Source organism: Arcticibacter sp. MXS-1 (genome assembly GCF_041902385.1).
Taxonomy (GTDB): domain Bacteria; phylum Bacteroidota; class Bacteroidia; order Sphingobacteriales; family Sphingobacteriaceae; genus Arcticibacter.
The window spans coordinates 2,368,835-2,380,267 of the sequence record NZ_CP169244.1; the positions used below are offsets into that span (position 1 = coordinate 2,368,835).

General features: G+C 47.4%; 11 protein-coding genes. 8 read left to right on the top strand and 3 right to left on the bottom strand.

What is annotated here, in order from left to right; translation table 11 throughout:
• Nucleotides 1-300: 300 nt before the first annotated feature.
• From ACES2C_RS10240 to rpsJ, 6 genes are all read left to right on the top strand, one after another.
• On the top strand, nucleotides 301-1,014 hold the full coding sequence (locus ACES2C_RS10240; protein ID WP_374166841.1) for an ATP-binding cassette domain-containing protein: 714 nt from the start codon (nucleotides 301-303) through the stop codon (nucleotides 1,012-1,014).
• A 65-nt stretch (nucleotides 1,015-1,079) separates the two neighbouring features.
• Nucleotides 1,080-1,670, top strand: coding sequence for a hypothetical protein (locus ACES2C_RS10245; RefSeq protein ID WP_374166842.1), 591 nt, complete (start codon nucleotides 1,080-1,082; stop codon nucleotides 1,668-1,670).
• 274 nt (nucleotides 1,671-1,944) lie between these two features.
• On the top strand, nucleotides 1,945-2,358 hold the full coding sequence (gene rpsL, locus ACES2C_RS10250; RefSeq protein ID WP_128769576.1) for a 30S ribosomal protein S12: 414 nt from the start codon (nucleotides 1,945-1,947) through the stop codon (nucleotides 2,356-2,358).
• 19 nt (nucleotides 2,359-2,377) lie between these two features.
• On the top strand, nucleotides 2,378-2,845 hold the full coding sequence (gene rpsG, locus ACES2C_RS10255; protein ID WP_374166843.1) for a 30S ribosomal protein S7: 468 nt from the start codon (nucleotides 2,378-2,380) through the stop codon (nucleotides 2,843-2,845).
• Nucleotides 2,846-2,961: 116 nt separating this feature from the next.
• A complete protein-coding gene (gene fusA / locus ACES2C_RS10260; RefSeq protein ID WP_374166844.1) occupies nucleotides 2,962-5,067 on the top strand; it encodes an elongation factor G in 2,106 nt (701 codons plus the stop codon).
• Nucleotides 5,068-5,287: 220 nt separating this feature from the next.
• A complete protein-coding gene (gene rpsJ / locus ACES2C_RS10265; RefSeq protein WP_008244591.1) occupies nucleotides 5,288-5,593 on the top strand; it encodes a 30S ribosomal protein S10 in 306 nt (101 codons plus the stop codon).
• Between the two features lie 243 nt (nucleotides 5,594-5,836).
• On the opposite strand, the gene ACES2C_RS10270 is transcribed toward rpsJ, so the two are convergent.
• Complete coding sequence (locus ACES2C_RS10270; protein ID WP_374166845.1) at nucleotides 5,837-6,493, bottom strand: hypothetical protein; 657 nt, start codon at nucleotides 6,491-6,493, stop codon at nucleotides 5,837-5,839.
• Nucleotides 6,494-6,691: 198 nt separating this feature from the next.
• On the opposite strand from ACES2C_RS10270, the gene ACES2C_RS10275 reads away from it, so the two are divergent.
• Nucleotides 6,692-7,948, top strand: coding sequence for an NAD(P)-binding domain-containing protein (locus tag ACES2C_RS10275; RefSeq protein ID WP_374166846.1), 1,257 nt, complete (start codon nucleotides 6,692-6,694; stop codon nucleotides 7,946-7,948).
• Between the two features lie 64 nt (nucleotides 7,949-8,012).
• On the opposite strand, the gene ACES2C_RS10280 is transcribed toward ACES2C_RS10275, so the two are convergent.
• Nucleotides 8,013-9,188 carry a zinc-dependent alcohol dehydrogenase gene (locus tag ACES2C_RS10280; RefSeq protein WP_374166847.1) on the bottom strand — a complete coding sequence of 392 codons (1,176 nt, stop codon included), beginning with the start codon at nucleotides 9,186-9,188 and terminating at the stop codon, nucleotides 8,013-8,015.
• 24 nt (nucleotides 9,189-9,212) lie between these two features.
• Complete coding sequence (locus ACES2C_RS10285) at nucleotides 9,213-9,956, bottom strand: SRPBCC family protein (protein ID WP_374166848.1); 744 nt, start codon at nucleotides 9,954-9,956, stop codon at nucleotides 9,213-9,215.
• A 130-nt stretch (nucleotides 9,957-10,086) separates the two neighbouring features.
• Between ACES2C_RS10285 and ACES2C_RS10290 the strand changes: the two genes are divergently transcribed.
• Nucleotides 10,087-11,403 carry a sorbosone dehydrogenase family protein gene (locus ACES2C_RS10290; RefSeq protein ID WP_374166849.1) on the top strand — a complete coding sequence of 439 codons (1,317 nt, stop codon included), beginning with the start codon at nucleotides 10,087-10,089 and terminating at the stop codon, nucleotides 11,401-11,403.
• Nucleotides 11,404-11,433: the final 30 nt, after the last annotated feature.

The following is an 11,433-nucleotide window of genomic DNA, read 5'->3' on the forward strand; positions in this document are numbered from 1 at the left end:
GGTTAGCTATTAGCTATAAGCTGTTAGTTTTCTTATGCGGAAGTTGAGATGGTGGCCGTCAGCAGTCGGTTATCAGCCCTTAGCTATCAGCAGTCGGCCATTAGCCATCTGCTATCAGCTCGGACCTACGGGAGCTCAAGCGGAAAACGAAACGCCAAAAGCTAAAAGCCAACAGCCAATAGCCGATAGCTGACCCCTAATTGAAGGCTGACAAAAAGCGCTTGCAGCACAGATAAAACATTTGCATTTTTGGGAGTGTTAGGAATGCTAAAACTAACGCGGACGGCTAAGAGCTAAATCATGAGCATAGAGGTCAATCGACTTACAAAAATATACGGGGAGCAGCGGGCGGTGGACGAGATCTCGTTCAGTGCAGAAAAAGGACAAGTGCTGGGATTTCTTGGTCCCAACGGAGCAGGGAAATCCACAACAATGAAGGTTTTGTCCTGTTTCATTCCTCCATCCTCAGGCAGTGCACGTGTCGCCGGATTTGATGTAAGCGAAGACCCCGTGGCGGTTCGGCAAAATCTGGGCTATCTGCCGGAACACAACCCCTTATATCTGGATATGTATGTAAAGGAGTCTCTTGGTTTTATTGCCGACGTACATAAGATTGGGAACAGAAAGCAGCGGATAGAGGAGGTCATCGCACTTACCGGACTGGGAGCGGAGCAGCACAAAAAGGTGGGCGCCTTATCAAAAGGATACAGGCAGCGGGTGGGAATTGCACAGGTCATCCTGCACGACCCGGCGGTTTTGATCCTGGACGAACCGACCTCTGGGCTCGATCCGAACCAGCTTATCGAGATCCGTGCCTTGATCAAAGAGCTGGGGAAGACCCGTACCATCATTCTTTCTACTCATATTATGCAGGAAGCCGAGGCAGTGTGTGACCGGGCTGTTATCATCAACAAGGGTAAAATCGTAGCAGACGATACCGTGTCCGGACTGCACGACAGTTTCCCGGGCATGAGCTTCGAAGATATATTTATCCGCCTGACCTCTGCCAGCTAATTTGAATCTCCAGGAACAATCCTTTCATAGCAGTGTTGCATTAACATCTACTAAAAACATTTGCTATGAAAAACATTTTTTTATCAATGGTCATGGTGGCCCTCGCGACAGGGCCTGTATTATCTCAGGTAACTACTCCTCAGACGTCGTCTCCCTCGCAGGCAACAGCGATCAGCCGGGGAAACTGGATGGTGGGTGCAGGACTGGGGTCTTCCAATTACAATTTCGAGTCGGAGAACTTCAATCTCACCCTGACGCCTAAGGCCGCGTATTTTGTTAGTGACAATATTGCGGTAGGTGCAGGGATAACGCTGGGACTTGATGCGTATGATGGCGGAAGTACCTTTGAGTATGGTGTTGCTCCGCTTATCCGCTATTATTTTCCTGAAGGGGCAACGCCAACCAGCAGATGGTTTGCTGAAGGTAACGTGGGAATAGCGGGCAGTCATATGAAAGATAGTGATGATGATGAGCCGGTATCCTTACTCCTCGGCATTAGCGGGGGATATACTCACTTTATTACACCGAGTGTGGCGCTTGAAGCAACACTAGGATATAATTATACGAAAGCTGATATCAATCAGGGTGCCGGAATATCAGGACTTGGACTAGGTTTTGGTTTCCAGATCTACCTGCCGGGCAGAAGGTCCAGATAGGTGTGCCAAAAGATATAAGAGATGAAGGATCCGAAACTGTAACGTACGCACCGCTCTGATCGACGTTGTGCAAGAGTATAGAGGGGTTTTAAGAAATCTCCCGTTTAAAGGAGGCTGTGCAGTTGATGCCAGCCTCCTTTTTGTTTTAACCTCTCTTTTGTGGTCTGATTTTTTTCTTCAACCCATTGATTATCACAAATAACTTACTACCTTTGCGTTCCTTTTTAGGACAATAGTATAAAAGCAAATTATTATTAAACATTAAAAAACGTAAATGCCTACTATTCAACAATTAGTTAGGAAAGGTAGAGTAGCTCTGGAGGACAAGAGTAAATCCCCAGCGTTGGACAGCTGTCCACAGCGAAGAGGCGTGTGTACCCGTGTATACACCACTACCCCTAAGAAACCAAACTCAGCAATGCGTAAAGTTGCCCGTGTACGTTTAACAAACGGAAAAGAGGTGAACGCTTACATTCCGGGAGAAGGTCACAACTTACAGGAGCACTCAATCGTATTGATCCGCGGTGGTCGTGTGAAGGACTTACCAGGTGTACGTTATCACATCATCCGTGGTGCACTGGATACTTCAGGCGTAAATGGAAGGAATCAGCGTCGTTCTAAATATGGTACTAAACGTCCTAAACCAGGACAAGCTGCGGCTGCTCCTGCAAAGGGTAAAAAGAAATAAGTAAAGGAGGATAACAGAAATGAGAAAGTCAAAACCAAAAAAGAGAATTATCCTGCCTGATCCGAAGTTCAATGACGTGATGGTAACCCGTTTCGTAAACAACATGATGTACGACGGAAAGAAATCAGTTGCTTATTCTATTTTCTATGATGCAGTAGAACTGGTTGAAAAAAGAACCAGCGAAAGCGGCCTGGACCAGTGGAAAAAAGCGCTTAATAATGTAATGCCAGCTGTTGAAGTAAAATCACGCCGTGTGGGCGGTGCTAACTTCCAGGTACCTACTGAGGTTCGTCCTGAGCGCAAGATCGCTTTAGGTATGAAATGGTTGATCCTGTATGCTCGCAGACGTGGTGAAAAGACGATGATGGAAAAATTAGCTGCAGAAATCATCTCTGCATCTAAGGGTGAAGGTGCTGCCGTGAAGAAGAAGGAAGATACGCACAAGATGGCTGAAGCTAACAAGGCGTTTTCACACTTCCGTTTTTAATCATAAGATTACAAAGATTTAAAATTGATTACACTGATTTAGTTTATAATTAACGATTGGTGTAATCTTTTCTTAATCAGTGAAATCAGAAATAATCAGAGTAATCAGAAAATAAGATGGCAAGAGATCTAAAATATACAAGAAATATTGGTATCGCAGCTCACATCGACGCTGGGAAGACCACTACGACTGAGCGTATCCTGTATTATGCAGGGGTTAGTCATAAGATCGGAGAAGTGCACGAAGGTGCTGCTACGATGGACTGGATGGCGCAGGAGCAAGAGCGTGGTATTACCATCACGTCTGCAGCTACTACCGTATTCTGGAACTACAGAAACAACAAATACCAGGTGAACGTGATCGATACTCCGGGACACGTTGACTTTACAGTAGAGGTGAACCGTTCACTCCGTGTACTTGACGGACTGGTGTTCCTTTTCTCTGCAGTAGACGGTGTTGAGCCTCAGTCTGAAACCAACTGGCGCCTGGCAAACAACTATAACGTATCCCGTATCGGATTCGTGAACAAGATGGACCGTTCTGGTGCAGACTTCCTGAAGGTTGTAAAGCAGGTGAGAGAAATGCTTGGTTCTAACGCTATTCCTCTGCAGTTACCTATCGGTGCTGAAGATTCATTTAAGGGAGTGGTAGACCTGGTGAACTTCCGCGGAATCGTATGGAATGAGCACGATAAAGGGATGACCTTTACTGAAGTGCCTATTCCGGATGATATGGTGGACGAAGCTAACGAGTGGAGAGAAAAGCTTCTTGAAGCGGTAGCTGAGTTTGACGATACATTAATGGAGAAGTTCTTTGATGATCCTTCTCAAATCACTGAGCGTGAAGTTTTAGATGCATTACGTCAGGCAACTCTTGCCGGCAAGATCGTTCCTATGACTTGTGGTTCATCTTTCAAGAACAAGGGCGTTCAGACTATGCTGGACTATGTGATGGAATTACTTCCTTCACCTCTTGATCAGGAAGCTATCAAAGGTACCAACCCGAACACTGAGGAAGAAGTTGTACGTCATCCTGATGTTAAGGAGCCTTTTGCAGCTCTTGCATTTAAGATCGCTACTGACCCCTTTGTTGGCCGTCTTTGCTTTATCCGCGTTTATTCAGGAAATCTTGAAGCTGGTTCATACGTTTACAATACCCGTTCTGAAAACAAGGAACGTATTTCCCGTATCTTCCAGATGCACGCAAACAAGCAGAACCCTATTCCTAACGTAGGAGCAGGAGATATTGCTGCTGTAGTTGGATTTAAGGATATCAGAACAGGTGATACGCTTTGTGATGAAAAGGCGCCGATCGTTCTGGAATCAATGAAGTTCCCTGAGCCGGTTATCGGTCTTGCTATTGAGCCTAAAACTCAGGCTGACGTTGATAAACTTGGTCTTGCTCTTGGTAAGCTTGCAGAAGAGGATCCTACTTTCCGTGTGAAGACTGACGAAGATACTGGCCAGACCGTTATTGAAGGTATGGGTGAGCTTCACCTTGATATCATCATGGACCGTCTGAAACGCGAGTTCAAAGTTGAAGTAAACCAGGGTGCGCCTCAGGTTGCTTACAAGGAAGCGATCACAGGAACTATACAGCATCGCGAAACTTACAAGAAGCAGACCGGTGGTCGTGGTAAGTTCGCCGATATCCAGGTTGTTATCTCTCCTGTTGACGAAGGCAAGTCTGGTCTTCAGTTCGAAAATGAAATTGTGGGTGGTGCTATTCCTCGCGAATACATTCCTTCAGTTCAGAAAGGTTTTGAAGCTGCAATGTCAAACGGTGTATTAGCAGGTTTCCCTGTTACCGACATGAAGGTTCGTCTGATCGATGGTTCATTCCACCCGGTCGACTCTGACTCCCTATCGTTTGAAATCGCAGCTCGTACAGCGTTCCGCGAAGCTTTACCAAAAGCTAAGCCGGTGCTGATGGAGCCGATCATGAAGATTGAAGTATTGACTCCTGAGGAAAACATGGGTGACGTGATGGGTGACCTTAACCGTCGTCGTGGTCAGCTTCAGGGTATGGATACCCGTGCTGGTTCACAGGTGATCAAGGCAATGGTTCCTCTTTCCGAAATGTTCGGTTACGTAACACAATTGCGTACCATCACATCAGGACGTGCTACTTCTACGATGGAGTTCGATCACTATGAACCGGCTCCTAAGAATGTACAGGACGAGGTAATTGCCAAGTCAAAAGGTAAATCAGTAAACGCGTAAGCGAGAGCTGAAAGCGGAAAGCAGTAAGCTTAAAGCTGAAGGCTGAAACAAAAAGCTAAAGGCTGAAAGCAAGAGGCTGAAAACGCTGGACGTAGTAAATTTAAAGGATAGAGCAGAAAGTTTAAAGTCGGATTAAAAACGAACGAAGACTTTCTGCTTTTAAAGGAAAACGCTGCTGTAATTAATAGCTCTTACAGCGGTATTAATAAACAAAAACACAATGAGCCAAAGAATCAGAATCAAATTAAAATCTTACGATTACAATCTGGTTGACAAATCAGCTGAGAAGATCGTTAAAACGGTAAAACCTACCGGTGCAGTAGTAAGTGGTCCTATTCCTCTGCCAACAGAGAAGAAGATCTTCACAGTACTACGTTCACCCCACGTTAACAAGAAAGCACGCGAGCAGTTTCAGTTATGTGCTTACAAGAGACTTCTCGACATTTACAGCTCTAATTCAAAGACTGTAGATGCCCTGATGAAGCTTGAACTGCCAAGTGGTGTTGAAGTTGAGATCAAGGTGTAATTGCTGAGATTATTTGAAAGATAAAAGCCCGGTTAGTTTCATACTCTCCGGGCTTTTTTCGTAAGCAGTACTATCTTGAATAAATACTCTAACTTCATGTGTGCATATCGCCCTTGAATAGCTCCTCATTCGGATCTTTCCTCTTCTCTAATAAAGGAGTACGCGATCGGTTGAACGCCTCTTCGGTTTAGGGCTAGTCCAACATTGTTAGTTTATCTGATATAGGATGGCCGGATTTGCACGCTATTTATTATTCTGCAGGTCGTCGAGCTTATTTCGTTCATCCTGTAATTCTCTTGCCAGTTTCTTTTCCCGCTCGTTCGCTTTACTCTTGTAGGTCTGGAACTCGGCAGAAAGCTCTTCAAACAGCTTTACCCTGTAGGCTGCTTCTTTTCGATATTTGCCGGATAATATCAGCACGACGGTAAGCGCGAGCGCGAGAATGATTACAATTCCCCACATGATGGAATTATATAGCGTCTTTTCGACCGGAATGCCAAGCAAAGAGATGCTGTTTACCATTGCCTGTGACTGGTCAAGGCTTTCCTGATTCTGCGATAAGCTGTCGCGCATGGCGTTAACAGAGTGGATAGACCTCGTATATTTCCCTTCTGCTTCTATCCGCTTTTTCCTTTCTGCCCTTAGGGTGTCCATGGTGTTATTCCACAAGGTCGTGAGCCTGTAAGGGTTCACAAGTTTGTATCCTTCCTGCGTGCGGGACCTCATCAGCATATCTTTGTACTGTCCCTGCAGTGAAGGGTCGACTGGTGTTCTGGCAACAGGTGCTGCAGAAGCAGGCTGTGCCCTCCTGGCCGTGCTGTCTTGAGCGAAAGAACAGGTCGCAGATCCAATAAGAATAAATGCGGAAAGAACAGTAGAGGTAGCAAAACGTCGTTTCATAAATTCAAGTTTACTATGCGCGAGAAGCATAGTATGTGCAACTGTATTTCTTATGGTAACAAGTATAAAGAAAGTTATCCTTTATAAAAACTAAAGATTTCAAAAAGCGAAGCTGTCAGAGCCTGCTGCGATGCAGTTATGGCCACGGATCTCGGGTACCCTGGTTGCAGTCTTCGAACCAATCTATATCTTTACAAAATGAACATTGGCATTATTGGCCTGGGAGACATGGGCTCCCTCTGTGCCCGTAAATGGGCGGAGAAAGGATATACGGTATATGGCTGCGACGTGCCTGAACGTTATGAGTCCCTGTTGTCTATCTTTCGCGACTCATCAGTTGAAATCCTTCAAAATGCCAGAGCAGTTGCAAGAAAGGCGGATTTCCTGCTTTATTCAGTTGAGACAGCTCGCATTAAGGAAGTGGTGGCCTCCACTGCTGAGTCGGTGAAATTCGGAGCAATTGTGGCGGGGCAGACATCGGTGAAGTATCCGGAGATAGCGGCCTTCGAAAAGTACCTTCCCGACGACGTACATATCGTGACCTGCCATTCGTTGCATGGCCCTGCGTTTTCCACCGTAGGGCAAAAGCTGGTCGTGATTCCGCACCGCGCACCACGTCCGGTGTATAATGTGGCGCTGGAAATCTATCGGGCTCTGGAGTCGGAGATCATCGAAATTGACAACTTTGAGCAGCATGATAAGATTATGGCCGACACTCAGGCGGTGACCCACATGGGCTTTGAAAGTATGGGTACTGCCTGGAAAAACGCAGGGGTGTACCCATGGGACCATGGTGCTTACTCAACCGGCATTGATAATGTTAAGATCCTGACTACTCTGCGGATATTCAGTTATAAGGCCCACGTTTACGCCGGGCTCGCTATTCTGAATCCTTTTGCACGTAAACAGGTGCGTCAGTATGCTCGTTCAGAATCGGAGCTTTTTAAGATGATGATCTGCGAACGGGAAGACGAGTTCAGGGCGAGGATCAATGCCGCCAGTCAGTTTGTTTTTCACGGGGAGCGTAATTTTATCACGCTCGACCACGATGTCATGATGGACTTTAAGATGGCAGAGGAGGCGGGGCAATACATGCCTAACTCGCACCTTAGTCTTTTCGCGATGGTGGACACCTGGTACCAGCTGGGCGTTAACCCCTACGAAAATCTCATCTGTCAGACGCCTCCTTTCAGATTGCGGCTGGGGATAGCGGAATATCTGTTTAAGAACAGCGATCTGCTGGAAGAGAGTATACAAACGGCACTTTATGACAAGAGTATCAGAGCGGATGACCTTGAGTTTCACTCAGCGGTGAGGGAATGGGCCTCTATCATCGAATACGGAGATATGGACGGCTATCTTGCCCATTTCGATCAGGTAAAAGAGTTCTTTTCAGACCGGTTGCAGGAGGGGGCCAGGCAAAGTGCCCGGTTGATCGATAAGTTGACAGAATAAAAAAAGCCACACGGCAGAAACCCGCCGCATGGCAGAGAGCGCCAAAATAGCGCGCTGTATAAATTTAAACATTTGGCATGAAAACAGCCCTCATGCAATTGTCAGTTTTATCATTAAACATTTCATAAGCTGCCGGGCCTGCTTCTAGCGGCATGGGATGAGTCAGCAAAAAAGAGGGATCCAGCCGTTCCTGCTGAACCATTTCGAGAAGCAGAGGCGCATATTTCTGGCCATGCATCTGCCCGGCTCTCATTGTTAGCGCTTTATTCATGAATACCCCCATGGGGATCTTGTCGGTCAGTCCCGCATATACGCCCACTACCGATATAGTACCGCCTTTCCGGCAGGCCATTATCGCCTGTCGCAGTACTCCCGGACGGTCTGACTCGAGCCGGAGGAACTGTTTGGTCTTATCATACGCATTTTCTATTCCCGTTGGCCGGGCTTCCATACCAACAGCATCAATGCAGACATCTGGCCCGCGCCCGCCCGTTGCTTCCTTCAGGGCTTCCAGAATATCAGTCTTTTCGTAGTCCAGTGTCTCTGCTTTGCTGTGTTTTGCTGCTGCCTTAAGCCGGAAGTCGAAGCGGTCAATTGCAATTACTTTTTCAGCTCCCATCAGGTAGGCACTTTGGATGGCCATCTGGCCCACGCCGCCGGCTCCCCATACTGCAACTACGTCTCCTGGCTTGATGTTGCCCATTTCCGCGGCCATATATCCTGTAGGAAGTGCATCTGACACAAATACTGCTTTTTCATCAGGCACATCTTCAGGGATGAGGAATGCGCCATTGTCGGCGTATGGGACCCGGATGTATTGGGCGTGACTGCCGGCATACCCTCCAAAGAGGTGGGAGTAACCAAAAATTCCGCCGGTAGCATAGTTGTATATCTTTTCCTGCATGAAGGCATGCGGATTGCTGTTGTCGCAAAGCGACCAGCTTCCGTGCCTGCAGTAGTGGCACTCACCGCAGCCAATTACCGATACCGTAACTACGCGGTCGCCCTTCTTTAATTTTTTTACTTCAGTCCCGGTCTCTACCACCTCGCCCATGAATTCGTGGCCAATGATATCACCTTCTCTCATTGAGGGGACGAAGCCGTTATATAGATGGAGATCCGATCCGCATACCGAACTCATCGTCACCTTGATGATGGCGTCATGCGGCCGGAGGATCGTCGGATCCGGTACGTTTTCCACGTTCAGTTTTTTTGTTCCGTTCCAGCAAAGGGCTTTCATAGATGTGAATGTTAAGTGAACTTATTAACTTCTTCCTGAAGGCTGCCCTTCAATTGTTGGTATTTCTCCGGTTTCTATGTACTGCTTGAAGTTCCGAACGTCTTCCCTGATCATGTTTTCTACGAAAGGATTAAGCAGACGGGCGATGCCGGAACCAACAACACCGGCCGGCGCGCGGTATGTTACTACCACCTGCACCTCTGTTCCCTGCCCTCCGGGCGCATCGTTAAATTCCACCTTTCCGGCGTTATCGATAATAGAACCTTCCACAGAGCGCCACCCGATAAAGTGGTCCTCCTTTTCTTTTACTATCTCGGCGTTCCAGCTAATAGCCGGAAGAGATTCCGAAAATTTTGCTTTCCAGTGCCACAGGTTCTCTCCCTTCTGTTCCACTTTTTCTACGTGGCGCATAAAGAGGGGCAGGTTTTCCAGCTTCTTCCAAAACTGATAGACCTCTGTCCGCGGCCGGTTCACAGTGAAGTACTGCTTTACGTTAATGGAATCTGCATCCTTGCCATGCTTCATGCCAGCGTAGGCAGGACAGTATCCCGATACACCCCTGACCAGCAGCGCTCCACCGGCTACTGCCTTGGAGACTCCGGTGAAAGGTTTCTTCAGGATCTGGCTTAGCCCGGCATAAATCAGATAAGCACCTCCGGCTACCGAAAAGATTCTCTCGGCAGGGTCTATATTGACAGATTCTTTACGGGAGTGATGTACCGGCTTTGTCTTGCCCGCTTCCCGTAGTCTTGGATATACTATTGCCATATTACAAGTGTTTTTCTCAGATAAAAACGCGTCCCCCCACGGAGGGTTTGGCGTGTAATAAAAATGTGAAGACAGGTAAAAAAACAATGCTGCTGCTGAATAGTTTTCTAAGCGGTTTAATATGAGTATTATGTCTTTTTATAGAGTTTTTATTTCTGCCTGTCTCATAACCGCCTTGCTTGGCTGTAATACAGCAACTGATAAAAGCACGGGGGCCAGTGATAGCAGCGCGACCGGCGATTCCTCGGCGTATGAGTTACCGCCGCCCGGCGAGTCGGCTACCAATTACAGTAAAGTGATTGGATGGCCGGAAGGAAGAACGCCTGTTGCTCCCACCGGATTCAAAGTGGCCAGGTTTGCCCAGGGCCTTCAAAACCCCAGATGGATTTACGTAGGGCCGAACGGCGATATCTTCGTAGCCTGTGCAAACACGGAAGCAAAAGGGACAGCAAAAGTCAAAGCCGCTTTAAGTGGCAAGGCAAAATCACAGAACCTTGGAACTAGTGTAAATACAATCGTCCTGTACCGCGATACCGACCATGATGGAAAACCGGAACTTACCGAAGTGTTTCTTACCGGCTTGAACCAGCCATTTGGCATGCTTATCCTTGGAGATTCTTTCTACGTTGCGAATACTGACGGGCTGATGGTGTTCCCGTATAAAGCGGGGCAAACCAAGATCAGCACGCAAGGTAAGAAGATATTGGATTTGCCTGCAGGAGGCTACAATAACCATTGGACAAGGAATATCATTGCGAATGCCAATAATACCAAGATTTACATCTCGGTAGGCTCTGGAAGTAATGTGGCGGAGAACGGCATTGAGAACGAGAAACGACGCGCTTGTATACTTGAAGTTAATCCGGATGGAAGTGGTGAAAGAGTATATGCAGGCGGGCTGAGAAATCCGGTGGGAATGGACTGGAATCCTGATTGCAGGATGCTCTGGACTGCCGTTAATGAACGCGACGGTTTAGGGGATAATCTTGTTCCCGATTATATTACAAGCGTAAAGGCGGGGGGCTTTTATGGCTGGCCCTACGCGTACTTCGGACAAAATGAAGATCCAAGACTAAAAGGGAAGAGGCCTGATCTTGTTCAAAAGACCATTGTGCCCGACTTTCCCGTCGGTTCGCATACCGCTTCTTTGGGCTTAACTTTTTATGACGCGGCAGCCTTTCCGGAGAAGTATCATCGCGGGGCCTTTATTGGCCAGCACGGCTCATGGAATCACTCACAGCTGGTAGGATACAAGGTCACATTTGTGCCGTTTAAAGGAGGGAGACCTTCGGGCAAGATGGAGGATTTCCTCACAGGCTTCGTGGCCGATAAGGAGAAGAGCGAAGTATATGGAAGACCTGTCGGGGTAGCTGTTCTGAGCGACGGTTCTCTTCTGGTTGCCGACGATGCGGGAAATACACTTTGGCGGATTAGTGCAGACAGATAGTCCCATGCTAAGACGACTTGCTATAGTTCT

Coding starts and splice junctions, on each gene's coding strand:
- rpsG (WP_374166843.1), top strand. CDS start 2,378: ATGAGAAAGTCAAAACCAAAAAAGAGAATTATCCTGCCTGATCCGAAG.
- rpsJ (WP_008244591.1), top strand. CDS start 5,288: ATGAGCCAAAGAATCAGAATCAAATTAAAATCTTACGATTACAATCTG.
- rpsL (WP_128769576.1), top strand. CDS start 1,945: ATGCCTACTATTCAACAATTAGTTAGGAAAGGTAGAGTAGCTCTGGAG.
- ACES2C_RS10280 (WP_374166847.1), bottom strand. CDS start 9,188: ATGAAAGCCCTTTGCTGGAACGGAACAAAAAAACTGAACGTGGAAAAC.
- ACES2C_RS10240 (WP_374166841.1), top strand. CDS start 301: ATGAGCATAGAGGTCAATCGACTTACAAAAATATACGGGGAGCAGCGG.
- ACES2C_RS10290 (WP_374166849.1), top strand. CDS start 10,087: ATGTCTTTTTATAGAGTTTTTATTTCTGCCTGTCTCATAACCGCCTTG.
- ACES2C_RS10270 (WP_374166845.1), bottom strand. CDS start 6,493: ATGAAACGACGTTTTGCTACCTCTACTGTTCTTTCCGCATTTATTCTT.
- fusA (WP_374166844.1), top strand. CDS start 2,962: ATGGCAAGAGATCTAAAATATACAAGAAATATTGGTATCGCAGCTCAC.
- ACES2C_RS10275 (WP_374166846.1), top strand. CDS start 6,692: ATGAACATTGGCATTATTGGCCTGGGAGACATGGGCTCCCTCTGTGCC.
- ACES2C_RS10285 (WP_374166848.1), bottom strand. CDS start 9,956: ATGGCAATAGTATATCCAAGACTACGGGAAGCGGGCAAGACAAAGCCG.
- ACES2C_RS10245 (WP_374166842.1), top strand. CDS start 1,080: ATGAAAAACATTTTTTTATCAATGGTCATGGTGGCCCTCGCGACAGGG.